This is a genomic window from Arthrobacter sp. NPDC093125, from assembly GCF_044754225.1.
Classification (GTDB): domain Bacteria; phylum Actinomycetota; class Actinomycetes; order Actinomycetales; family Micrococcaceae; genus Arthrobacter.
In genome coordinates this window covers 316,297-339,269 of record NZ_JBIVOQ010000003.1, presented here as the reverse complement: position 1 = coordinate 339,269, position 22,973 = coordinate 316,297, and the positions used below count along the sequence as shown (strand labels likewise).

Below are 22,973 nucleotides of genomic sequence, written 5' to 3'. Positions count from 1 at the left end.
GATCGGCACCGGTGTCATTGCCCAGGACATCAATAATTGTGGCGGTGCCCTCGGTTGTCGTCACCGAGTCATCGGCAGCAACAGGCGGCACTGGAGCGGGTTCGGTCGCAACCACCTCCATGGCGTAAATGGAATTTTGAAAATCTGAGTTGTAGTGGAAAGACGAACCCGAGAAGTCGTAGATTATTGGCGAAACCCTCGCCGTCCCGGTGCCTACTACAGCAACATCGATCGTGACGTCGACGATGCCGCCGGCCTTGCCGCTGCCGGAGCAACTTAGGTAGTTGACGGAGGTAGGATCGCTGTCCCAGCCGCAGGCGTCGGCGTAGAACTGAGGTACCGACTGGCCACTCTCCACCACCGTTCGCACGGACCGAATCTCGAAGATGTCAGGGTCAAAGTAGGGCTGGGCAGCAAGTTGCTCATATGTCGTCGCCGTGCGACCGCGGAAGGAGAACGAATACGTCTGACCGACGGTGACCTGACTCGGCCCGCCAGACGAGGTGATGCTGTTTCGGTTCTGGCTTACAAACCGCTCCACATAGATCTCTCGAGGTGTCGGCGTGCTCGCGGCCCCGGCACCCGCAGCCGTCGCGGTGATGTGGAACTCCCTGGCTTTGTCGAACGACGCAGGCACCGGCTCGACCGCGACTCCAAACCACGCGGAGGCGCATTCGCCGGGAGCCAGATCTGGCAGGGAGCGCGACGCCGGCCCGTCGAGCGAAATGGCCGGGCTCTCGGAATCCCATGTCCACGTGGCGGCCACGTCCGTTGCCACGGCGTCACCCGTATTGCAGACGTCTGCACCCTTCAAGAAGCGGCTCGGGCCCTCGGCCGGTCTGTTTGAATCGAGACCCACCACGTTCCACTCAAGCGGCCTGACGGTCAATGCTGGCTCCGCAGCGACCGCTACCGTCGGCGGCGACATCGAGAGTAGGGCTAGGGCGGATGTGACCGCAAGAACTGTTCTGGCTCGGGACGATCGGGCTCTCATGCACCATCTCTTTTCGTTAGAGGTGGGCAACGCTCAACACAGCGGCCCACGGAGGTCGGGGCAGCAGGCAGGATCGGATAACGCCGTTGACGACACACTGCTCCCCCAAAGAGATAGTCGCCACGACCGTCTGAAAGACAAGTTGAATATAGCAGAACATTTCTCCCACAACCCCCGCCTGACCAGCGCTTATACCCTCTGCGGCGCGCTTAGCGGCTTGTCCCCCGGGCCTTCTGTGGCCACCGGGCCGACGTGGATCCTGGGCCCCGGGCGGGTCGAGGTGATCCTTCGCCGGCTGCCCCAACGATCAGGAATTGGCTTTGTCAGCCTGCCCGACTCAATCGATACCCCACAGCGTCTGGGCGTTTCTTCTTCGATGTCATGGCCTTGCTCGCCCAAATGGGACGCGCGCTCATCAGTCAGCCAGAGAACAAGGCAGGATCGGAGGCCGCAAACGAATTATGACGGACGTCAAAATCCGCTCAGCCAAGAAACTGCTTAGTCAGGACACTCCGCCAAGAGACGTAGCAGCCAGTCTCGGCGTCTCTGTGCCTACGCTGTACCGCTGGATCCCAGCAACCAAGACCATTGCAGCTGCAGCACCGTGACGTGCTTTTGGTGCAGGCCAATCTTGGAAAAACCGCCTACCAAAGCACGCGACTCCTGACAAGCCGTTGTCAATACCTGCCTGCACTCGCCCTGTTCATCTGCCCTACTTTTCCCCTAAGTCGTCCGCCACGCGGCGAAGGTCCTGGACCCAGCCGGTTGAGTGGCTGGGACCACCCACACCAGCTTCAAAGTTCGCCAGCGCTTCCGCTATGAGTTCCAGTGCTTCCGACATGTTGGCTTTGACCGCCGCATAGCCTTCATCCGAGCGGGGGTCGGATGAAGCGGATAACAGCAGCTCCGCTCCGGACTTGATGACCAATGAGGCCTCGTACTCGTTCACGCTCACACTCCGCGTCTTCCAGATGTTGGACGGTGCGGAAACTGCCCCGCCAGCCCAACCCTACCTCTGCCGAAACTCCGCCACTTATCGCCGCTGCGAGTTGGCCGACGGCGGGTCGGACTCGGACTGGGTCGGGCAGCGGTGAGCCGTCGACGGTGGCGGGCAGACCGAGCAGTCAACCGGGCGGGGAAGGCGCGTCAGCCGTCCCCGTGGCCCGGCTCCATCGCTAGGGGTGTCTGGCTGTAGGGGGCGCGGGGCAACCAGGGCGACTCCATCACGATTTCGTTCAGGGCCAGTGCCAGCAGGTCGCGTTCCTCCGGCGGCAGACTTCCTTCTTCAGCTGCATACGCGCTGACTTCGCTTTCGTCGGCGTTACCGCCGAGACCCAGGTAATAGATCCAGAGCTGGGCCAGATTCATCCCGAGCTCTCGGATTATGGACGCTGTCAGGATCTGCTGATCAGCTTCCTTCATCACAGACACCCCGCCACATGATTGTTGATTGAACTTCTAGTTAGGCATCGAAATGGGTGGTCACCGCGGTGTCTGAAGAGACAGACGCGATGACGGTGGCGGCAACGTCGCGCAGTTTGACGTTGCGGGCACTGGAGGCGTTCTTCAGAATTGCCATGGCCGTCGCCTGGCTGCACCGGTTCTGGGCCATGATCACCCCCGCGGCAAGGTCGATGGTGGTGCGGGACTTCATCGCTATCGTGAGATCATTCCGTGCGTCCGTGAGCTGGGCGATCCGAAGCGCCAGGCGCAGCGATGTGTTGGCCTGTATAGCGAACTTCTCGGCACGGCCAATGGAGTCGCCGGAGAACCCGTGGGCGTGGGTGGAGTACAGGTTCAGCCCTGCCTTGGCGTCACCTTCCCCCAGAAAGGGCACGGCAAGCATCGCACCGATTCCACCTTTCAGAGCAGCCGCGGCGTACTCGGGCCAGCGGTCGTCATGCCGCAGGTCGGGAGCATGGACGGTCACCGACTCACGGATGGCGGTGAGGCAGGGGCCATCGTCGAACGCGTATTGGACTTCGTCCATGGCCCGGGCATGGTCATCACTGCTGGCGATTGTTGCAGCCTTCTTCTGCCGGAGCAGGGTTACTCCGCAGAATACCTCCTGCCCAGGCGAGGACAATTCGGAGGCCGCGACTACTGCCAGTTCGTGGAGGAAGTCTTCAACATCGGAGCTGTTCAGGACGAGATCCTGAAGGTCTTCCTTGGTTCTGCTCCCGGCGCCGGGGGTTATTTCGTGGGCCATGACCGGCCTCGATCCTGATCGCTCCGTCATCCGCCCTTGCCGTCGCGCGGCCAGGTCGTGCGGCCAGGGAGTGGGTCCGCCCTGTATGGAACGGCCCCTTCAGCCTACATCCGCCGCGGTCCGGCGTCGGCTTGTTTTTTGCGCCAGCGGCCCGCCGTCGGGCTGCCCTAGCAGCCCGACGGCGGCCAGCTTAGTTCCAGCCGGATCCTGCCTGTACTCTGCCAAGCCATCCGCCCGCCCCGTTGCCGCGGTACAGCCACAGGCCACCGCTGACGGTGTCTGCCGCCAGGACGTCATTCCGCAGGTCCCCGTTGAAGTCGCCGCGCCCGACAATTGTCCGCATGTAGTTCCAGCCGTTCCCCGCTTGGCTCCGGCTCAGCCAGGCGCCGCGCCCGTTCCCCGGGTACAGCCACAGCGTCCCGGCGGTGTCGCGGGCCAGCAGGTCCGGCTTGCGGTCGCCGTTCATGTCACCGGGCCCGGCCACGGCGGTCATCGCGTTCCAGCCGTTCCCTGCCTGGATCCGGGTCAGCCAGCCGCCACGTCCGTTCCCCGGGTACAGCCACAGTGTTCCGCCGGCGTCACTGCCCAGCAGGTCCGATTTGCCGTCGCCGTTCATATCGCCGGCTCCGACCATTTCCGTCATGCCGTTCCAGCCGTTGCCCGCCTGGATCCGAGACAACCACCCGCCGCGTCCGTTCCCCGGGTACAGCCACAGCTTTCCGAAGCTGTCCCGGGCCAGCACATCCGCCTTGCCGTCGCCGTTCATGTCCCCGGAACCCACGACGGCGGTCATGACGTTCCAGCCCGAGCCCACCTGCGTCCGGGTCAGCCATCCCCCGCGTCCGTTTCCGGGATAAAGCCACAGCGCCCCGCTGCTGTCACGGGCCAACATATCGGCCCTCCTGTCGGAGTTCATGTCTCCCGGGGCGATGATCATGGTCATCCGGACGCGGTCGGGCTGCACGGCAACCGCCGCGTCCACCAGGCCTGCACCGCAGCCGAGCAGGCATCCGCCGGGCAGCGGCCGTGCGGTGGCTTTGAGCCGTGCTTCCAATGCTGCGGGGGCTGCATTGGGTCCGAGCTTGGCCATGAGCAGCGCCGCGACCCCGGCAACATGCGGAGCGGCGGAGGACGTGCCTTGGGCGAAGTAGTGGATCTGTTCCTCTGCTAGACCGCCGTTTTGTCCGCCATTTGCCGTGGACAGGATGCCGGCCTCGGCGCTTGCAGTCATATCCCCGCCGGGCGCCGTGACGTCAACAGCCTCACCGTAGTTGGAGTAGGGCGCCAAGGCCCCGGTGCGGCCGCTGGCGGCGACGCTGATGACGCCCTGACAGTTGGCCGGGCTGGAGTTTGCTGCAGGCTGGCTTTCATTGCCGGCGGCCACCACCACAGCCGCTCCGCGGCTGTTGGCCGCATCGAGTGTTTCCTGAAAGATTTCAGAGCATTGTTCGGCGCCGCCGAGGCTCAGGTTGATCACTCGGGCAGGGTTTTCATTTCGCGGCACTCCTGGGACCGCAGCTCCTGACGCCCAGGTTATGGCATCAATGATGTCCGAGGTGTAGCCACCGCACGGACCGAGTGCCCGCACCGGGAGGATTTTGGCTTCGGGCGCTACGCCGGCAATGCCCGCCCCATCGTCAGCAGCAGCGATGATCCCCGCGACATGGGTACCATGCCATGATGAATCCCACGGCGGCGACCCTACTCCGCACTGACCTGCGGCAGCCCAGTCGCCTTCGTCTGTCGGGTCGTCATCGCGCACGTCATCACCGTCGCGGGCTTCCACAGGATCGGAAATCATGTCGTAACCAGGCAGAACATTCGCATCCAGGTCATAGTGGACGGTGATGCCGGTGTCCACCACGGCCACCACTTCGCCGGCACCGCGGGTCACGTCCCAGGCGCCGTTCACACGCAAGCCGGCCGGTTCCTGGAACAGGTTCCACTGGTACGGCGCACCGGGATCATTCGGCAGGGCAGTCTTGGCCTGCATGATCGTGTCTAACTCGGCGTGGGCCACGGCGGGGTCGGCCCGCAAAGCGGCCAGGAGTTTATCAGCGTCCGCGGCGCCGAGCTTTTTGCTCGTGCGCAGGATGCGGGCACCGCCCACGGTGGCGCGAACGTCCTTGACCTGCGTGCCCAGCTTGGCGGCCGCGGGCCCGAAGGCCTTGACCCGTTCTGCCGGAGCGGCGGGGTTCTTGAACTTGACGATGAACTGGTCCGTCGGGACCGCTGTGCGGGCGGGGCGCTGTGCCGCCAGGGACGGCTTGGGTACCGGAAACGGTGCGGGCGTTTCCTGGGTGGCTGACGCAGGCGGCGCAATCAGCACCGTTGCCACCAGAGCGGCGACGCCTGCCAGTGTCAGGGATGAGTAGAACGAAGTTTGGCGCGGGTGAGGCATTGAGACCATCCTGTGCGGCTGACGTCCCGCCATGTGGGCGAGGACGCGATTTCTAGGGCGCGACCCCCCGCCGCGTCCGAGAAAAAGTGTATCCGCCGGGTGTGACACCCGCCTCTTAAGACTTCGAGGCCCCTGGGGCAGTCCCCGGAGCCCTAGGCGCTGGGGCGAAGCAAGTCTTCGACCTGACCCCGTAACCTGCTGGCGCCCATGTCTCCGCCGAGGAGGCCAGCCGCGGTGTCTGGTGATCGCAGGGTGCCCAGCAGCAGATGGGCGGCATCGATCGTCTTGTCTTTGTGGGCGATCGCCTCGCGGAGGGAGAGTTCGAGCACTTTTTTCGCCGCCGGACTGAAAGGGGTGTGCCCAAAGTACGTGAGGCCGCGACGCTTGGGCACGTCGGTTCTCTTGAGGGCGTCCGCACCGAACACGGCCTCGAGGCTGCGGCTCACGGCGTCGAGATCGATGCCAATGGAACGCAGTGCTTCCGCATCATCGGCCCCGAACGGCTGGGCCCCGGTCGTTTTCTCAAGACTTCGCGCCAGAAGCTCCCTCGTGACGCCGGCCCGCTCAAGCACGCCCGCCAGCTCCGGGCTCGAGTGCATCAACAGGCCGAGGAGCAGATGCTCGACGCCGACGTGGTCCGAATGGAACCGCTCGGCTTCGGCGACGGCGGCCGCGATGGTGGAATGGGCTTCCTTGCTGAATCTCTCGAACATCAGCTGCCCCTGCCTTTCTTGTTGTACTTGTGGTGGACTGCTTGTTTGCTGACCTCCAGCACGTCGGCGATTTCCTGCCAGGACCAGCCCTGCTCGCGGGCGCTCGCCACCTGCATCGCTTCCAGCCGCTCGAGCAACCGGCGGAGCGCCAGCACTGCCCGCAGGCCAATTCGAGGTTCGGGATTGCCGGCTTCAGCTGCCAGCTTCGTTGCCTCACTCATGCCGTCAATTTTCATTGACGGCAAGCCGGGTGTCAATAAAGGTTGACAAATTGTTCAAAGCCTACGCGAGTGCTTTCCCAACGGGCTGGATCAAGGGACGTGATAACGTGCGCGTGTGCCTGCCCAGGTTTCGAAGGGTGACGTCATCGCGTTTCGCCTCCAAGCCCACCACCTCAGCGAACGGTTGGGCGAGAACGGGCTGCTCGACGCGGCTGGCCAATGCGGAATTCAGAACAGCCCGCCCGGGTCGGCGCTGCTCGCCCTGCACGCCAGGGTGCGAAACGTCTCGCAGGAACAGGTGGGAGACGCGGTCGCCGAGGAGAAGAGCCTGCTACAGGCATGGTGCATGCGTGGCTCGCCCTACTACTTCCCCACAGCGGACGCACCGGTATTCACCACCGGCGTGCTCCCGCCAACCGAGGAGGCGATGCGCCATTTCATTCCCGGCGTGGAACAGTCGGTGGACAGACTCGGCATGAGCCTGGCCGAGACGGTCGAGCTGGCCGGCGCCGGGATCGGTGCCGTGCTGTCCGGGCACCAGCTCGCCATCAGCGAGCTGGGCGCAGTGATCGCCTCGCGGATTGCCCCCAAGCTGCCGAAGAGACAGCGCACCATCTGGGAAGAAGAAGGACCCTACGCTCCTGGCCAGCCGCTCGGCGAGGGTGTCGTACATTTCTGCATCCGCATCCTCTCATTGCAGCGGGTCGTCTGCTTCGCGCCGCGCGCCGAAAATAAATCGCCGTTCGTCCTGGTCGGTGAGTGGCTTGGCCATTCGATCCCGGACGTCGACCCGGAGGTCGCGCGCGCCGAACTGCTTCGCCGCTACCTGCGCAGCTACGGACCGTCGACGCGCGGGAACTTCGCCGCGTGGGCCGGGATCCATGCCGGTGACACCGCGTCCTGGTGGAACCCGGTCGAGGACGAGCTGACACAGGTCGATTTCGGCGGCAAATCGTGGATCCTCACCGAGGACCTCGACGTACTGCGGTCTGCACCGATGCCCAGGGGGGTGCGCCTGCTCCCACCGCATGACCCGTATACCCAGGGTCGCGACCGCGAAACGATCGTCGACAAGAAGTACCACCGGGAAGTGTGGAAGACGGTCGGCGAACGGGGCGCGGTCCTGGCGGGCGGCAACATCGCCGGCATTTGGCTTCCACGCAAGAGCGGCCGGAAGCTGACGATAACCGTCAAGCCGTTCGGCTCGCTGCGGGAGCGGGACAAGGAAGCGCTACAGAACGAGGCCGAGCAGGTTGCGCTGTTGCGAGGTGCGTCGTCGGTGAACGTCGAGTTCGGCACCTGCTGACACCCCTCGCCACGAGCAGGGAGGAGCTATTCCCTTACGCCCCGCGCCGCCGGCTCACCATCTCGTTTATCCAGACCGGCGCGAAGGGAGACGTGCAGTTCGCTGGAGTGGGATAGTCCTTGAGCACCTCCAGGCGTTCGCCGATGTCGATGGCGCGGGACCGATGCTCCGCGTGCTCGATCCCGATCTGCGCCAACGTATGGTTCATCGCCCATTGAAGGCGGTCCGGGGCGTCACTCATCTCGGATTCGATCGTGTCCAGTAAACCGGAAAGGTCGAGCCCCTCGGGCTTCTTCGCGACCCGTTCCGTGGTCAGCGCCCAGCCGGCACTGGCGACCACCAGGTCCGGATCTGCAGTCCAGGCCACGCGCAACTCTTCGGCGTGCGGGCTCTTCTTGACCACATAGTTCACCATCCAGTCCTGCACCTTGGGTGCGCGCGCCTGGCGCAGCATGGCGTCCAGCTCCTCGCGTTCGAAAGCTTTCGGCCGGCAAATCAACAGCGCCAGCAGCCGGGCCGCGGTGTCGTCTGTCGCCCACAATTCGCGGGCCAGCTCCTGCTGGGTCTTTAACCGCTTCGCTACCGCACGCAATCTGGACAGGTTCACGCCGTGGTCGTCGCCGCGCTTTTCGTTCGCCTCGCGCATCTTGGGCTCCTCGAGAGCGGACAGCTCGGCCATCACGGCGTCCATCACCGTCCCGGACATCCCTACCTCCCTTCGCTGGGTTCGGAACCCGGAGCCGGACGATGCATGACCGTCGTTGTGAACTCGTAGCCTTCGCGGGCGATTTGCCGCAAGACCGCCAGGTCGATGTCGGCGAGCTTGTTGACATAGACGCACCCCGCGCCGCGCCGGTGTTTTCCGAGTTTGGCCAGGAGCGGCTCTGCTGCCTCCCCATAGGTCAGCCCGTAAAAAACCAGGTTGGCCTTCCGTGGAGAAAAACCGATCGCGCACGAGTCGCCTTCGTGGCCGGAGGCGTAACGGTAGTGGTAGTGCCCGAAGCCCACGATCGAGGGTCCCCACATGGCGGCCTGCTGGCCTGTGACGTCCTCCAAAAGATCCAGCAGGACTTCTGCATCGGCTCTTCGGACGGGGTGGTCGACAGCCGCGATGAATTCCCGCGGATCGATGTCTGTGGGGCGGAGTACTTGGTTGGCCATGAAAGTAGTATGCCGTGCCAGGCAGTCAACAAAACCTTGGCGACCGTGAACAAACCCACCCCATACAGGGGGTTACAAGCTCTTTTGCCCGGAAAGCAGGGGGATGATTTGCCTTGACCCGATCTTGAGCAAGTGCTGATTCAGGTTTGATGCTTAGCAGACTCTTTCCTGAGCCTCAGGCGTCACTCTTGTACCTGTCAGAACAACAGTCTCAAGCAACGGGATGGTCGGCATGGGCACCTCAGCCAGCACAGCAGCCTCGGGCACAGCAGCCTCAGGCTCAGTGGCAGCAGGAGCAATCTTTGCCACTGCCCGGCGCATCCTGGGCATGGTCACGGGTACCGCCGTCGCCCTTGTCTTCCTGGCAACCTGCGTGGCAGCTCCGCTGCTGCACATCGGCTACTCCCCCGTCCTCACGGGCAGCATGCGCCCCGCATTTGCTCCCGGTGACCTGCTGATCACCGCGCCGAAAGCGGCAGCTGACCTGCAGCCGGGCCAGGTGGCAGTCTTCACTCCCCCAGGTGAAACCGCCCCGTACGCCCACCGCATCACCGCCGTCGCCGGCACCCCGGAACACCCGGCGCTCCTCACCAAGGGTGACGCCAACCCCGCTGCCGACAAGTGGCGGGCACGGCTCGACCAGGCAGAGGTGCCCGTGGTCGTGGCCACTGTCCCGCACGTGGGGAACGCGGTCCTCTGGGCGCAAAACCCGGTCCAGCGGGCACTCTTCACCGCCTTGTTCGGCCTATCCCTCACGGTCACCAGCGTGGTGTGGATTCTCCGCACACCCTCCAAAGTTTCCGGGCAGCCCAGCCCGGCTCCATCCGTCTAAACCCCAACCATCGCAAGTAAGGAACCCCCAAATGTCCGGTCTCGCTACACGTTCCGCTTCCCGCCCCAACCCCCGCCTGATCGCAGCCTTCGCCGTCGGCGCCGCCGGCCTCGCCATCACCGGCGGCGGCGTTTACGCCGCACTGAATGCCACCGCCTCGAACACCACCGCGCAGAACGCCACCAGCGGCGTCCTCAGCCTCACGATGACGAACGAAGCCAGCTTCGCGCAGGCAGTCTCCAACCTCGCCCCAGGGGATGTCGTCAACAGGTACGTCACCCTCCAGCAGGGCACCGACCTGGCGGGCCAGAACCTGGCCCTCGGTGTGAAGGCTGCACCGGCGACAAAGCTGACTAACGACGACGTCAAGGGGCTTCACGTCACGATTATCCAGTGCGTCGGAGGAACCTGGACCACGAGCGGTGCTGGCACTTGCTCGGGAACAACGCAGCAGCTGGCGCCAAAAACACCGCTCAAGACTCTCCTCACCACCCCGGCAACCCTGATCCCAGGTTCAGTCGCGGCAGGGTCTACGTTGAACTTGCAGGTCTCCTTGAACCTTCCCGACCAGGACGAAACCACCATCAACGGCGACGCCCCAACCAACAGCATCCAGGGCCTCTCCTCCGCCCTGACCTGGACCTTCAGCGAGACCCAGCGCACCGCCGCCACCACCGGAAGCTAGTCGCAGTGGACGTGCACTCTAGCAGCAGCAGAGCGGGGGCCGCTGCGGCGGTCACTGCTCTGCTGCTGTGCACGTCACTTGCGGCAGCCGACGCGGCCAACAGCGCGCAGGCAGTATCTACGAGAATGCCCGCCGCGAGCGGCAACTGGGGGGCCCTAGCAACGACCAGGACGACGGCGCCCTACGGCACCGGTTCACTGAAACTGACGTTCTCCGGTCCGCTGCCGCCATCCCAGTATTTCACTGTAGTCAACACCGGAACTCTGGCCCTGGCCGGTCAGATCTACAAGGCAACCACAAGCGGAAACAGTGTCGAAATCCAAATGTGCAGCACCACCTGGAACGAGTCAAATGACAGCTGCTCGGTGATACCTACGACTGTTCCGAGCAACGGCTCCAGCGCCTTCACTGCGGCACTTCCGGCCACAGGATCCAAGATCCGGCTTCGGGCCCGAATAATTGGCGTCCAGCTAAGCTCCTCCACTGTGACGATCAGCGTGAACGTCACGAGGACGCAAGTCCGCGCAGCGACCATTACTGGAAGCTGACAAGGGCGGGGTTTGCCGTCACGGTAACGAAAGCCCCAACCCGAGTGAAAGCGCAAAGGAAGGAACGAGACCATGGCAACAGAAGGCGACGCAGCCGTCTTCTCTGTTTTCCGGCTGCTTCGTCTCGCTGAAGACCTGGAAAGCGACGCCGTCGCGATCAACTACGCGTCCGCGTTCCTGGACATGCTGCCTGCCTGCATCGAGCGCCTCCTCTCGACCGTGCGCCGGGGCAATACCGCCGCAGCGATGGACACCGTCCTGAGCCTGAAAGTCCGCTCCTTCATGGTCGGCGGCCTTGCAATGGAACAGAGCTGCCGCGCTTTGGAAAAGTGCCTGTCCGACGGCGCCCCCTCCTCCGCGGTCACCGCTGCCCAGCACGTCGCGAAGGAGGCGCATGCGCTGCGCCTGGCGCTGGAAGAGTTCCTGAGGCAGTAGGGCCAATAGCAACAAAGCGACGGAAGTGAGACGGTCGAATCGGTTCAGTTAGGCTGAGTCCATGACGTTGGGGGACGCGGTAGAGCCGCTTGTGCACATCCAAAACTTTCGCATGGACTTCGGGGATACGACGGTCGTCAGGGACCTCTCCTTTGATGTCAGGGCCGGTGAAACCTTCGGGTTCCTGGGCAGCAACGGATCAGGGAAAACCACCACACTGCGGGCGCTGCTGGGCATCTACCAGCCCACCGCCGGGACGCTCCACATCGGCGGGAAGGTTTTTGAACCGCGGGACGGCGCGCGGCTGGGCTACCTGCCGGAAGAGCGGGGCCTGTACAAGAAGGAAGCCGTCATGGACGTGATGGTCTACTTCGGCCGGCTCAAGGGCCTGAGCAAATCGCACGCACGTACCTGGTCCCAGACCTACCTGGAGCGGGTCGGCCTCGCCGAGAAGGCCGCTGTCCGGCTGGACAAGCTCTCCGGCGGCCAGCAGCAGAAGGTCCAGCTGGGCGTGACCATCATGAACGACCCCGAGCTGCTCATCCTGGATGAGCCCACGAAGGGGTTCGATCCGGTCAACCGGCGGCTGCTGATGGACATCATCGAGGAGCAGAAGCTCGCCGGCGCCACGGTCATCATGGTCACCCACCAGATGGAGGAAGTGGAACGGCTCTGCGACCGGGTCATCCTGCTCAAGGACGGCACCTCCCGGGCGTACGGCACCGTCGCCGAAGTCCAGGACCAGTTCGGGGGCACCGTGTACCGGCTGGGCTACGAGGGCATCCTGCCCGCCTCAACCCTGTACGACGTCGTCCGCGACGCAGACGGCCACGCCGAGCTGGCCCCCGCCGCAGGGGCGGACGAAACCGCAGTTCTGCGGGAGCTGGTCGGAGCCGGCGTCGCTGTGCGCAGCTTCACCACCGCGCGGGCCTCCCTCGAGGAAATCTTCATCCAGGTGTACGGCGAACAGCACGAAATGGCGGAGGTCTAGGACGATGGCACGCACAGTATTCAAACAGCACAACCTGGGCACCGTCATCGGCTTCGAGTTCATGCGGACCATCAAGAAGCGCGGGTTCGTCGTGGCCACCCTGGCCATCCCGGTGGTCCTCGTGGTCATCTTCGCCCTCGTCAGCGCCAGCAACTCGGCCACTGAAGCAACCGCCGACGCCCAGAAGAACTCGGCCCTGGCGTTCACCTACACCGACGCCTCCGGCCTCATCCCGGAACCGCTGGCCAAAGCCGCCGGCGGCACCCTGTCCACCGACCCTGCCGCCGCACTCCAGGACGTGAAGGACGGCCGCAGCGAGGCGTACTTCGCCTACCCGGCCAACGCCGCCACCGAACCGGTCAAGGTCTACGGCGCGGACAAGGGCATGTTCGAGAACGGCAAATACGAGGCGGTCGCCAAGCACCTGCTCGTCACCGCAGCCCAGGCCGCGGTCGAATCACCCCAGCTCACGGCCGCCCTCAGCGGGGACGTGACGTTCGAGGCCGAGACGTACCGGGACGGCCGCGTCTCCGGCGGGATCGGGGCGGTGATACCGCCGCTGCTGTTCCTGGTCATCTTCTACATCAGCATGATCCTGCTCTCCAACCAGATGCTCAGCAGCACCCTGGAGGAGAAGGAAAACAGGGTCACGGAGATGATTCTGACAACCCTGAACCCGACCACCCTGATCACCGGCAAAATCATTTCCCTCTTCACGGTCGGGATACTCCAGATGGCCGTGTTCCTCACCCCGGTCGCCCTCGGCTACCTCTTCTTCCGCGACTCCCTCGCCCTGCCCGACGTCGACCTGTCCTCCCTGGCGTTCGAGCCCCTCCCGATGATCACGGGGGCGCTGCTGCTGCTGGGCGGATTCACCCTGTTCACCGGGGTGCTTGTCGCCATCGGCGCGATCATGCCCAGCGCGAAGGAAGCCGGCACGATCTTCGGACCCCTGATGGCCATGATGTTCGTGCCCTTCTACGCGGTCAGCCTCATCGTGAGCGACCCCACGGCCCTGATCGTGCAGGTCTTCACCTACTTCCCGCTCACCGCCCCGGTCACGGCCATGCTCCGCAACGGCTTCGGAACCCTTGGCCCGGTCGAATCCGCCATCGTGATCGCCGAGCTGTTCATCGTCGGGGTCCTCATTCTGCGGCTGGCCGTGCACCTGTTCCGCTACGGCTCCATCGAATACGGCCGCAAGCTCTCGATCGCAGGGACCTTCCGCCGGAAGGAACTGGCCGCCAAGTAGCATTGGCCGGCCGCGGAGCACGCCACAATTCCTTCTCGTGGTGGCAGGATGGGCACTGTCCACGCATCCGCAGGCGAAAACAGCTAACCGTCAGACACTCATACGAGGAGGAAGACGATGCAGGAAGCCAAATCCATAGTTGTCGGTTATGACGGTTCGGAAGAGGCGGAACAGGCCATCCGCTGGGCGGCGGAGCAGGCGTCCCTGCGCGGCTGTCCCCTTCAGGTGGTGCATTGCTCGCTGTGGCCGCTGCTGACCAAGAACCTCGGTCCGGTGCCGGGCGTGGCCGACAGCGGCCTGGAGCACGCCGGCCAGGCCACCCTCGACGAGGGTGTGGAACACGCGAAGGCCGCAGCGCCGAAGGCGGACGTCCGGTCCACCCTCGTCTACGGATGGCCCGCCGTGTACCTTCCCAAGCTTTCCGCCGGACAGGAAATGCTGGTGGTCGGAAGCCGGGGAATCGGCGGGTTCATGGGGCTCGTCGTGGGCTCTGTCAGCCTGGAAATGGCAGCCACCGCAGCCTGTCCCGTTGCAGTGATCCGCTCAGATGTTCACCGCGAGGGGCCTGTCGTCGTCGCGATCGACACTTCCGGGTCCCGCACGGCGCTGGAAGACGCATGCACCCTGGCCAGGGTGGGCAAAGCGGACCTCATCATCGTTCACGTCCAGCATGCGCCGGCCGGCTTCAGGATGCTTCGCGACCCCGCCGCTGCCCATCCGTCGTCACAGGCACTGCTGGATTCGGCGGTCAGCAAGGCCCGCGAACTGGCGCCGGAAAGCAATGTCGAGGGGCAGCTGCTCACCGATACCTCCATCCCCAAAGCCATCCTCAAGTCTGCACAGAACGCCCGCATCACCGTCGTCGGGACCAAAGGCCAGGGACTCATCAAGGGAACCTTCGGTTCCACTGCGCACGCGGTCCTCCACCATGCCAAGGGTCCGGTACTTATTTCCCGGCGCCGTCCCAGCGGGCAGCCCGACGTCCCGCACGGTGCGCCGTGAGCGGGAACCATGCAGGAGGGTTCAGCCCGCGGCGGGCCGGAACACGACCGGGCCGGCCGACGCCGTAGCGAGGTAAAGCTCGGCAGTGCTGCCAACCGCGCCGACCCTCAGCGCAGAGACCTTGTACTCCCCTTCAGCTGCACTTCCTGCGGCGGCATTACCGGCAGGGGCACCGGGCTGGTCCGGCTGCACGTTCACGGTGAGGGTCAGGGTGTCCGCCAGTGGCGCCAACGCCGTTTCGGCCTCCTTCGTGACGGGAACGACGGCGGAGCGGACCGCGGCTTCGGCTGTCGGGAGAAGCCCGCCGGTCACAGTCAGCGCGGTGTCGAGGGCACCGGCCACCACGCCGCCTGTCCCTCCGACCAATGCGTCGGTGACGGAGTTGAGAAGTCCCAGGTCAGGAGTTCCTAGAACTTTAGTGGAGGGTGTCGGTGCGGGCGGGGACTCGGACAGCAATGCTCCAGCCGTTGTGTCGTAGCCCAGGGTCACTTCAGCCGCGTCAACATCGATGTCGACAAGTCCTAAACGGACGCTGGTCCGCAGCAGGACCCTTGATTCGATAGTGAGGGAAGTGGCAGCCACGGCTTTGTCGATCTCGGCCGTCATGTCATCGGCCCATTTTTGGAGCAGTGCGGAGATCCGTTTCGTCAGGTCCTGCACGGCAGCAGCGTTCAGGAGCACCTGCGTGTTGGCCGGGCGATCATTGAGCCCCGCCGGACCGTAGGTGAGCCTGGCCAGGTCAAAGTGAATCCGGGCGGTGGCCAGGTCGATGGTGACCACTCCGTCAGTGATGGTCCTCCCGAGCAACTGCCGGGCCGCCGTCAGGTCAGGAGCGCCAAAGGTGATTTCGGTGCTCACACCGCCAAGGCTCAGAGCGCCAGCTGGAATGAGGCCGGCTACCCCTAGATTGATGGAGGTTGTGAGGGAGCCAGTGGGTGAGGCGAGGGCGGTCAGGTTCTCTGGGATGGCATTCAACGTCCTCGACACGCTGGTCGTCATAGGCCCGATCGCCGGGGCGGAAAGGTTCAACCCGAGCGCGGCGATGCCGTAGTCGCGCGCCACCAGAGGGGCCGGATTTAGCGACGGCCAGCCGTTGTTCAGGACGCACGCATCCATCTCGGACGAACTGGCGACAGCGCCGACGTCGAGCGTCATGGCAGCTTGCGATGTGGGAATGAAGGACGCGAGGTTGATGCTGGCCGTCGTCGGGGTGCTGGTGGATCCGTCGGCGGTTCCGGTGGCGTGAATGGCCCCTGACTGGTCGCTCACCAAGCCCGCAGCCCCGGCGGCCTGGCCGCTTGCCCTTGCGCGCGCCCACTGGGTGTAAGCCCCGGCGTTTCCGGCTGCCTGGTTCAGCCCCACCTTCGCCGAAAGCAGTGGCGAACCGAGGGCTCCGGCTTCAAGGGCCGTTGTGTACGTGACGGAATCGATCCGGGTGGCTGTCGAAGGCGCCACGGTCACCGTCCCGCTCGTGTTTCCTACCTGAATGCCCTCGACATCTGCCAGCGTGTCCAGGTCCTGGCCGCCCAAGGACCCGGACACCTGGCGTGCCGTCGACTCGGTCTTGAACAGCGTGGTTGTGCTGCAGTCGCCGGCCACCATGACGCCCGCGCCCGTGCTGACGTACTCGTCGTCCGTCCACGCGGCAAGGGTCCCCGAGGTGGAGGCCAGCAGGGCCGTGGATGCGACGGTCAGGGCCGCGAGCGGCGCCACGACTGTCAGCCTGCGAGCGCGCCGTTTCCCGGTCGAGGGGGTCATGAGAACCTCCGACGGCAGGCCAGCAGTGCGCCGGTACCGGCGGCTACCAGCAGGATGCCGGCGCCGATATAGCCAAGGATCTGTGCCCCGGTGGTGGCGAGCGGGCCGGTGAGCGGGGTCGCGGACGTCTCGTCTCCGCCGGCCACCACGCCAATACCGAACTTCAGGGTTCCTGGATTGGACTCAAGAGCAGTCGAAGGGCGTTCCAGCGTAAACAGCACCCAGGGCGCGTCCGCCGTTGTGAAACTGCCGAGGGGGTAGCTGAAGGTGCCGGCTGCGGAGAAGCTGTCGGCGGAGAGGATCCGCCGTTCTCCGGTTGGGCAGATCATGCGGGCGTTCGTGCCGCTGGTCCCCTGCCACTGCACAGGACAGGAGCGCGCGGTGATCCGATAGGCGCCGGGCCCTGACGCGAGGGAGCCGGAGGCCTGCAGCTGGACGGTGGCAGAGGCACTCGTGGGCCCGTCGAGCACCACTCCCACCTGCCAGCTGAATGACTGGCCGCCGGACAGCGGAGGAAGATCCAGCGGGTAGACCGATGACGTCAGCCGCAGCATTCCCTCTCCTCCTGTTTCCGGCACGGGTATGACGTCGTCGGCCGCAGCGGCGGGACCGGCTCCTGTGAGCAACATGAACAATGCGGTGCCTGCGAGCGCGGCGCTACCGCGGTGCGGCCGTCCCATCGGGCACCTCCCCGGTGTGTTCCGCTGAAGCGGCATCGGGAGAACCGGCGTCGGACGTTTCAGGCTCCTGCCGCGGCCAAAAGACCCAGCCCACCAGGCCGGCCAGCAGGGCGGTACTGCCGCCGATGACCCAGGGTGACCGCGCACCCATGACCCACGAACCCAGCTCGGGAACGGCGAAGAGCATCGTGCGTACCGACTGGACGCGGTATTCCACGGGGTCCTCCGACGTGTTGGCGTCACCTTTCAGGATCAGGACGGCACCGTCAGTGGACGCGGGGTCGGGCGTGACGGTGACGACGCGGTGGGTGACCGGAACGGACTCAGCCGTCCGTTGGACGGTGGCAACGTCGCCCGGCTTGAGGGACGACGCCGGAACCTCGTGGACCGCTGCCAGCGCACCCACCGGATACGCGGGTGTCATGGACCCGGTGCGGAACACCACGAAGCTCACCTTGAACAGCACGGAGGCGAGAATAGCGGCGATGCAGGCGGCGCCGAGGACAGCCACCAGGGTCAGACCAAGGGATCCGGCCCGTGTCAGCATTCCTCTCAAGAGATCACGCTGAAGAGTCGGACCATCAGATTCAAGGGGCTGCCTTGAACGGCTTCCCATGGCTGGTTAGACAGCCGGCTGGCCGACTGAGCTCGTGAAGCGCCATAGCGGCACAACGTTCTTGCCCTGCAGGGTGCTAGGAGCATCAGCCGGCAACGTCATTGCGAAGCACAGGTCGACGGGTTTGCCGGGGTCGCTGGAGCTATCACCTGCGGGAAGGATGAAGGCGTCAGCACCGAGGGTGTTAAGCGGAAGGCCGGCACCGGTGCCTGGCCCTACTAGAACTGAAACCCCTTCCCCCGTCTTAAGGCCATCTGCATTGCAGTTCTCTGCCTTCACGCCGACCCAGGCCCGGTAGCGCAGGGCGTTGTACAAGGTGCTGCTGTTGGTGGGTTCTACGGCCCCATCTGCCTGCCGTGCTTCCGCCAGCGTCACCGTCAGGGTTTCGGATTTAACCTTGGCGCGGAGCTGGAACGGAGCGTAAACGGTGTCGCCGGGCAGCATGCTGGCGGCCTTGATGGTGAAATCAAGGCGTCCACCGTTGGGCGACCCCTGGTCGGTCCAGACCGCCGCAGCGGGCGGGACCACAGTGTTCTGTTCCATGCCATAGTTCTTCGTGCCCGGTTTATCGTTGCCGGGCCCTGCGCCGCCGAACACCCACTCGTTGTCGGTCCAGGCGGCGAGCGTGAAGGCTGCCCCTACTCCGAGGACCAGCCCCGAGGCCAGAATGGCGCGGACTTTTCCGGGACGCCGGGATTTTGAGACTGAAACAACTGGAGCAGGCATAATTTCCCCCCATGGGCAGTTAGCTACAACTTCCGGAAAGGAAGCTGTAGCTAACGTATGGCCCAACCCGCAACGTTCGATCAAATGTCAATCAACAACAACCAAGGATTGGCACAGCAATATCTTGAGGTGGGAGGACTTCCCAAGACTTGCCGCAGGATCGCGACAGTTCAGGAAGCCGGGTCGCCAACCGACGCTACGCTTAATGCAGATCCCAGCGGACCGTCCCACGGCCCCCCGCCCAACATATGAAGGACCCCCAAATTCGTTCATCGTCGCTCCGCCCTGCCCTCGCCACACTGCTGCTGACAGCATTCGCGGCCACTTCCGCCGGCACTGCCGCCACAGCCGCTCCGGCCACGCTGGAATCCCCGGCCAAGGAATCCCCCAAGCAGGAGTCCCCGGCAGCAGAAACCCCGACGGCGACCCGGCAGCCGGGCGCCGCCCGTTACCTCGTGCGCTATGCGGCGGGGACTGATGTGGCAGCGAAGGCGAGGACCCTGCGGGCGCGGAATGTCGCCGTCGGACGCACCTTCTCGAAGGCGCTGCGCGGCGCCGTCGTCACGGCCACCCCGGCCCAGCTGGCGGACCTGCAGCGCTCCCCCGACGTGGCCGCCGTCGAAATCGACGCGCCCGTCACGATCTCCGAGACTCAGCAGCCGGCGCCGTGGGGCCTGGATCGCACGGACCAGCGGACCCTGCCCCTGTCCGGTTCCTACACCTCGGCCACCGCCGGCGCCGGGGTCACCGCGTACGTCGTCGATACCGGTGTGCTAGCCTCCCACGCGGACTTCGGCGGACGCGTCGCCGCGGGCTGGGCAACTGTTACTGACGGACTCGACACCGGCGACTGCAATGGCCACGGAACCCATGTGGCCGGAATTATCGCCGGCAAGACCTATGGCATGGCCAAGGCCGCCACGGTCGTTCCCGTGCGGGCCCTGGACTGTAACGGCGCCGGGTACAACTCACAGGTGGTTGCGGGCCTCGAGTGGATCGTCTCCCACCACCAGGCGGGAACGCCCGCCGTGGCCAACCTCAGCCTCGGCAGCACCCCCAGCGCCATGGTGGACGCCGCGGTGAAGGGCGTGATCGCCGACGGCGTCTCGGTCGCCGTCTCTGCCGGCAACTCCGCCGTTGACGCCTGCAACAGCTCCCCGGCCCGGGTGCCGGAGGCCCTGACCGTCGCCGCGAGCGACTCCTCGGACCGGCAGGCCTCCTTCTCCAACTTTGGCACCTGTGTCGACCTGTACGCGCCGGGCGTGGGCATCGCGTCCGCGGGCATCAGCTCGACGACGGCGAAGGCCACCATGAGCGGGACCTCCATGGCCTCGCCGCACGTGGCCGGCGCGGCCGCTCTCCTGCTGTCCGCGAACCCTGCACTGAGCCCGGCTGACGTCTCCGCGAAGCTGCTGGCCCGCACCAGCACGGATGTCATTGCCGCTCCCGGGCCGGGGACGCCCAACCGGCTGCTGAACACCGAAGCCGCCGCCCCTGCACCGGCCCCGGCGCCGGTGTCCGAGGAACCCGTTTCGCAGCTGCCCGTAGCCCAGGAACCCGCGCCCGCGCCCGCCGCTTCCGGGCCGTCCATCCGCAGCGGTGCCGACATCGTGGCGGCCGCTCCGGATGGCGTGCTGTGGAACTACCCGGCCAACGGCAAGGGCGGCTTCCAGACACGGGAGAAGATCGGCACCGGCTGGTCTTCGCTGGCTAAGGGCTTCGTGACCGACTGGAACACCGACGGCGTCTTCGACGTCATCGCGCAGTGGAAGGACGGCCGGCTGAGCTTGTACGCCGGAAAGCCCGGCGGCGGTCTCGCCGCCGCCAAGGCCATCGGCTCGGGATGGGGCAGCTACCACGTGACGGTCGGCCGCTGGCGGACGGCGGACAAGTACCCGGGCATCCTTGCCTACGACGCTGCGGGAACTCTCTGGTACTACGGCAACAGCACCGGATCAACGCTGGCATCGCGCACCAAGGCTGGAACCGGCTGGGGCGGCCTCTACCTGACCATGGTGGACTTCGACCAGGACGGGAAGCAGGACCTCCTCGCCAAGCGCAGCGACGGCGGCCTCGTGTTGTACCGCTCCACCGGAACCGGCGCTTTCGTGGCCGAGTCCAGGCGCGTGGTGGGCACCGGATGGAACACCATTAACAGCATCACCGGCGTGGGCGGATTCACCATCGGAAGCCACGGGCTCATGAGCCGGCTCGGTGACGGCAGGCTCGCCCACTACCCCTACAGCAGGGGCACCTGGGGTGCCCGGACCATCGTCGGCTCGGGCTGGGGCAGCTTCAACATCTTCCGGTGACGGCCTTGACCGGCCTGCGAACTATGGACCTGCTGCCTAGCTGATCTGCAGGGGTTACTTCTTCGATGTCCTCGGCAACGGATGCCCGCCCCTCCCGCGACGGCACCGATCGCCCCTCCACCGTTTTGACGGCGGAGGGGCGGCACCGTGGCGAAGGTTCAACGAGCAGGAACGGCCAAGGGCGTCTTCCCGTCGAAGTCGTCCGGTGCCTCTGGGCGCGAAGAGTCGTCAGAACCCGGAGGATCGGCCTTGGTTGTTATGCGGAAGTAAGCCCAAAAACCCACGGCCAGTATTGCGTAGCTGACGAAAATTCCAACCCAGAGCGCCAACGATTGCGAGATTTCCTTCCAGGAGGTGGGCATCGGAACGAGCACGAACGAGTAGGCAGCCAGTCCGGCACCATACGTGACTACCCAAACCCACTTCTTCCACTGCCACAGAGCTGAGCCGCTGAGGAACGCCAAAGGAAGCAAGGCGATTGGTACCGTGGTCAAAGCCTGTACGCAGATGGTGCTCGCCAGCTCGCCGAGCGCCGTTTGCGTGAACGAGATGGCCGTGTACACGGTGAAGGTGTATTGGTTATCAATTTCTGTGAGGTTGCCGACATCCGCCAACTTGAAGTGAGCTATAGCTGTGTAACCGATCCAGGCGCCGACGCCGAGCATGGTGGCGTATGCGGCACCAAGGATGGATACCCAAGCGCTGCGGGCTTGGGAGAGCCTTACGCCATAATCGATGGCTAGCAGGGTGCCGAAGACCAGAGCCGGTTCCACCGTGACGGTTCGGGCGAAGACCACCGTGGCCAGGATGAGCACCAGGTAAACCGGACGCGCGCGCAGCCGCGGCTTTTCCGTTCCGGTGTGCCGCCGGGTGAGGAGCCAGGTCAGAAAGGTCCCGCCGAGGTTCACGACGAGAAACGCCACGAACAGGGTGACGACGAGTCGAAGGGACATCCAGTTGATGCCGAACTTAGGTTCTGCGAACCCGGCAATCACCGCTCCGGCAAGCAAGGTCGGAAAAGACCACCAGCGGGACACTCCACCGAGAACCCGGAACCCCCACGGTCGTTGCACTGCCGGAACTTCCGCGAGGGGTTGTTCTCCCTCTGAAGCGCGGCCTGAGGCAGCACCATGTCGCCGGGCGGGCAGCAGTTTTCTGGTAAAGGCTGCGATCCGCGAATGGTTCTTCGAAATCGTGTTTTCCACCAGCTCAGTGGGAAGAGCAATAAGGATTGCCAAGACCAGTGCAACAGCAACGGTCAGCCCGGCTCTCGTGAACGTGTCGTCTTGTGCGCCGGAGCCTCCAAAGCCTGGGCTTGCAGGGAGTTGGCTGAAGATCGTGGAGCGGAATGCCGATCCCTCTGCCACATCGGCAGCAGGAAGCACAGTGTCCGGTACCGAAGGGTACGGCACAGTCACGGTGAAAGTTACCGGCTCTGATGTCAAGAATTGGCAACCCGCATTAGCCCAACTGCCATCCGCGTAGGTCACCTCGGCGCAACCCGGCTGGCCCTGGCTGGTACCTTCGGGGTTTTCCACACCGATCACAAACAGGGCGTGTGTCCCGGGTCCCAAAAGGTCCAGAGGTATGTCTATGCGCCCTCCGGTATCAGTTGGGCTTTCGCGGACCTGCTCTGAACCCAGACCGGAAGCGGCAAAGCAAGCGGCGAGACTCTTATCAATCTCCGGCGTGGCCCATTTATCCGGCTCAGGCGCCGTGTCATGGGCCTTCACCTCAGCGTATGAATTCCATTTGCCTACCCAGGCCTTTTTGACGGCCATCTGGCAGTCACCAAGGCGATGCAGTGCGGCTTCGGCTTCAGCAGGTGAGGACCACAAACCATGTGAACGGGCCCATGATGCAATGTACATCTGCCCCTTGGGGGCCTCGAAACTGACTCCCCAGGAATAGGAGCCATCTGCATCCTTGTTCAGCTGCACGATCCCGCTGCGCTTAGGCTCCGTAATCACTGGCTGAGCGACAGCGTCTGCTTGCGCCGGCCCGGCCGCCAAAAGTGCCGCTGATCCTATGAATGCAGAAACCAACAACAACTTTAGAAAGGCAGATAGCCGCGTCAAAATATCCCCCAATGAATAAGATGAGAACACATCCGAATTCGTGACCACGAGTT

The 22,973-nt window shown here is 64.8% G+C and carries 23 protein-coding genes and 1 pseudogene; 9 read left to right on the top strand and 15 right to left on the bottom strand.

The genetic code is table 11. The annotated features are described in order from the left end of the window. On the bottom strand, positions 1-994 hold a 994-nt coding region (locus ACIP9X_RS08820; protein WP_400479336.1), incomplete at its 3' end, for a hypothetical protein. A 304-nt stretch (positions 995-1,298) separates the two neighbouring features. On the opposite strand from ACIP9X_RS08820, the pseudogene ACIP9X_RS08815 reads away from it, so the two are divergent. Then, a pseudogene (locus ACIP9X_RS08815) lies at positions 1,299-1,602 on the top strand (helix-turn-helix domain-containing protein); the annotation flags it as partial. 104 nt (positions 1,603-1,706) lie between these two features. Here the strand turns inward: ACIP9X_RS08815 and ACIP9X_RS08810 are convergent. The 6 genes from ACIP9X_RS08810 to ACIP9X_RS08785 all read right to left on the bottom strand — a co-directional run bounded on the left by ACIP9X_RS08810 (position 1,707) and on the right by ACIP9X_RS08785 (position 6,538). Further along, positions 1,707-1,943 carry a hypothetical protein gene (locus ACIP9X_RS08810; RefSeq protein ID WP_400479335.1) on the bottom strand — a complete coding sequence of 79 codons (237 nt, stop codon included), beginning with the start codon at positions 1,941-1,943 and terminating at the stop codon, positions 1,707-1,709. Between the two features lie 197 nt (positions 1,944-2,140). After that, positions 2,141-2,416, bottom strand: a complete 276-nt coding sequence (locus ACIP9X_RS08805) for a hypothetical protein (protein WP_400479334.1) — start codon at positions 2,414-2,416, stop codon at positions 2,141-2,143. A gap of 40 nt (positions 2,417-2,456) precedes the next feature. Then, on the bottom strand, positions 2,457-3,203 hold the full coding sequence (locus ACIP9X_RS08800) for an ANTAR domain-containing protein (protein ID WP_400479333.1): 747 nt from the start codon (positions 3,201-3,203) through the stop codon (positions 2,457-2,459). A gap of 190 nt (positions 3,204-3,393) precedes the next feature. Then, positions 3,394-5,604 (bottom strand): S8 family serine peptidase, encoded by a 2,211-nt coding sequence (locus ACIP9X_RS08795; RefSeq protein ID WP_400479332.1) that lies wholly within the window; start codon positions 5,602-5,604, stop codon positions 3,394-3,396. A gap of 152 nt (positions 5,605-5,756) precedes the next feature. Next, complete coding sequence (locus ACIP9X_RS08790) at positions 5,757-6,317, bottom strand: Clp protease N-terminal domain-containing protein (RefSeq protein ID WP_400479331.1); 561 nt, start codon at positions 6,315-6,317, stop codon at positions 5,757-5,759. Further along, positions 6,317-6,538: a helix-turn-helix domain-containing protein gene (locus ACIP9X_RS08785; RefSeq protein ID WP_400479330.1), complete on the bottom strand. Its 222-nt coding sequence runs from the start codon at positions 6,536-6,538 to the stop codon at positions 6,317-6,319. The genes ACIP9X_RS08790 and ACIP9X_RS08785 overlap by 1 nt, the downstream gene beginning before the upstream one ends. A 115-nt stretch (positions 6,539-6,653) precedes the next feature. Here ACIP9X_RS08785 and ACIP9X_RS08780 point away from each other — a divergent pair, with 115 nt between their 5' ends. After that, a complete protein-coding gene (locus tag ACIP9X_RS08780) occupies positions 6,654-7,844 on the top strand; it encodes a winged helix DNA-binding domain-containing protein (protein WP_400479329.1) in 1,191 nt (396 codons plus the stop codon). Positions 7,845-7,878: 34 nt separating this feature from the next. Here ACIP9X_RS08780 and ACIP9X_RS08775 read toward each other — a convergent pair whose 3' ends face one another. Further along, complete coding sequence (locus tag ACIP9X_RS08775; RefSeq protein WP_400479328.1) at positions 7,879-8,550, bottom strand: DNA alkylation repair protein; 672 nt, start codon at positions 8,548-8,550, stop codon at positions 7,879-7,881. Positions 8,551-8,552: 2 nt separating this feature from the next. Next, positions 8,553-9,005 carry a DUF1801 domain-containing protein gene (locus ACIP9X_RS08770; RefSeq protein WP_400479327.1) on the bottom strand — a complete coding sequence of 151 codons (453 nt, stop codon included), beginning with the start codon at positions 9,003-9,005 and terminating at the stop codon, positions 8,553-8,555. A gap of 232 nt (positions 9,006-9,237) precedes the next feature. On the opposite strand from ACIP9X_RS08770, the gene ACIP9X_RS08765 reads away from it, so the two are divergent. Further along, positions 9,238-9,837, top strand: a complete 600-nt coding sequence (locus tag ACIP9X_RS08765; RefSeq protein WP_400479326.1) for a signal peptidase I — start codon at positions 9,238-9,240, stop codon at positions 9,835-9,837. A gap of 31 nt (positions 9,838-9,868) precedes the next feature. Beyond that, the gene (locus ACIP9X_RS08760; RefSeq protein ID WP_400479325.1) at positions 9,869-10,522 is read left to right on the top strand and encodes a TasA family protein; all 654 of its coding nucleotides are present in this window, start codon (positions 9,869-9,871) and stop codon (positions 10,520-10,522) included. Positions 10,523-10,805: 283 nt separating this feature from the next. Here the strand turns inward: ACIP9X_RS08760 and ACIP9X_RS08755 are convergent, their stop codons facing one another. After that, positions 10,806-11,057: a hypothetical protein gene (locus ACIP9X_RS08755; RefSeq protein WP_400479324.1), complete on the bottom strand. Its 252-nt coding sequence runs from the start codon at positions 11,055-11,057 to the stop codon at positions 10,806-10,808. A gap of 85 nt (positions 11,058-11,142) precedes the next feature. Between ACIP9X_RS08755 and ACIP9X_RS08750 the strand changes: the two genes are divergently transcribed. From ACIP9X_RS08750 to ACIP9X_RS08735, 4 genes are all read left to right on the top strand, one after another. After that, a complete protein-coding gene (locus tag ACIP9X_RS08750) occupies positions 11,143-11,505 on the top strand; it encodes a hypothetical protein (RefSeq protein WP_400479323.1) in 363 nt (120 codons plus the stop codon). Between the two features lie 61 nt (positions 11,506-11,566). Continuing rightward, positions 11,567-12,496 carry an ABC transporter ATP-binding protein gene (locus ACIP9X_RS08745; RefSeq protein WP_400479322.1) on the top strand — a complete coding sequence of 310 codons (930 nt, stop codon included), beginning with the start codon at positions 11,567-11,569 and terminating at the stop codon, positions 12,494-12,496. 4 nt (positions 12,497-12,500) lie between these two features. Further along, entirely contained in the window at positions 12,501-13,748 is a 1,248-nt protein-coding gene (locus tag ACIP9X_RS08740; protein ID WP_400479321.1) for an ABC transporter permease, read from the top strand. 117 nt (positions 13,749-13,865) lie between these two features. Continuing rightward, complete coding sequence (locus ACIP9X_RS08735) at positions 13,866-14,750, top strand: universal stress protein (RefSeq protein ID WP_400479320.1); 885 nt, start codon at positions 13,866-13,868, stop codon at positions 14,748-14,750. Positions 14,751-14,771: 21 nt separating this feature from the next. On the opposite strand, the gene ACIP9X_RS08730 is transcribed toward ACIP9X_RS08735, so the two are convergent. From ACIP9X_RS08730 to ACIP9X_RS08715, 4 genes are all read right to left on the bottom strand, one after another. Beyond that, the gene (locus ACIP9X_RS08730) at positions 14,772-16,508 is read right to left on the bottom strand and encodes a choice-of-anchor G family protein (RefSeq protein ID WP_400479319.1); all 1,737 of its coding nucleotides are present in this window, start codon (positions 16,506-16,508) and stop codon (positions 14,772-14,774) included. Next, positions 16,505-17,188 carry a hypothetical protein gene (locus tag ACIP9X_RS08725; protein WP_400479318.1) on the bottom strand — a complete coding sequence of 228 codons (684 nt, stop codon included), beginning with the start codon at positions 17,186-17,188 and terminating at the stop codon, positions 16,505-16,507. The genes ACIP9X_RS08730 and ACIP9X_RS08725 overlap by 4 nt, the downstream gene beginning before the upstream one ends. Continuing rightward, complete coding sequence (locus tag ACIP9X_RS08720; protein WP_400479501.1) at positions 17,166-17,735, bottom strand: signal peptidase I; 570 nt, start codon at positions 17,733-17,735, stop codon at positions 17,166-17,168. Before ACIP9X_RS08720 ends, ACIP9X_RS08725 begins: the two co-directional genes overlap by 23 nt. Positions 17,736-17,810: 75 nt before the next feature. Beyond that, entirely contained in the window at positions 17,811-18,530 is a 720-nt protein-coding gene (locus tag ACIP9X_RS08715) for a SipW-dependent-type signal peptide-containing protein (RefSeq protein WP_400479317.1), read from the bottom strand. Positions 18,531-18,778: 248 nt separating this feature from the next. On the opposite strand from ACIP9X_RS08715, the gene ACIP9X_RS08710 reads away from it, so the two are divergent. Then, positions 18,779-20,842, top strand: coding sequence for a S8 family serine peptidase (locus tag ACIP9X_RS08710; RefSeq protein WP_400479316.1), 2,064 nt, complete (start codon positions 18,779-18,781; stop codon positions 20,840-20,842). Between the two features lie 158 nt (positions 20,843-21,000). Here ACIP9X_RS08710 and ACIP9X_RS08705 read toward each other — a convergent pair whose 3' ends face one another. After that, on the bottom strand, positions 21,001-22,968 hold the full coding sequence (locus ACIP9X_RS08705) for a hypothetical protein (protein WP_400479315.1): 1,968 nt from the start codon (positions 22,966-22,968) through the stop codon (positions 21,001-21,003). Positions 22,969-22,973 lie beyond the last annotated feature (5 nt).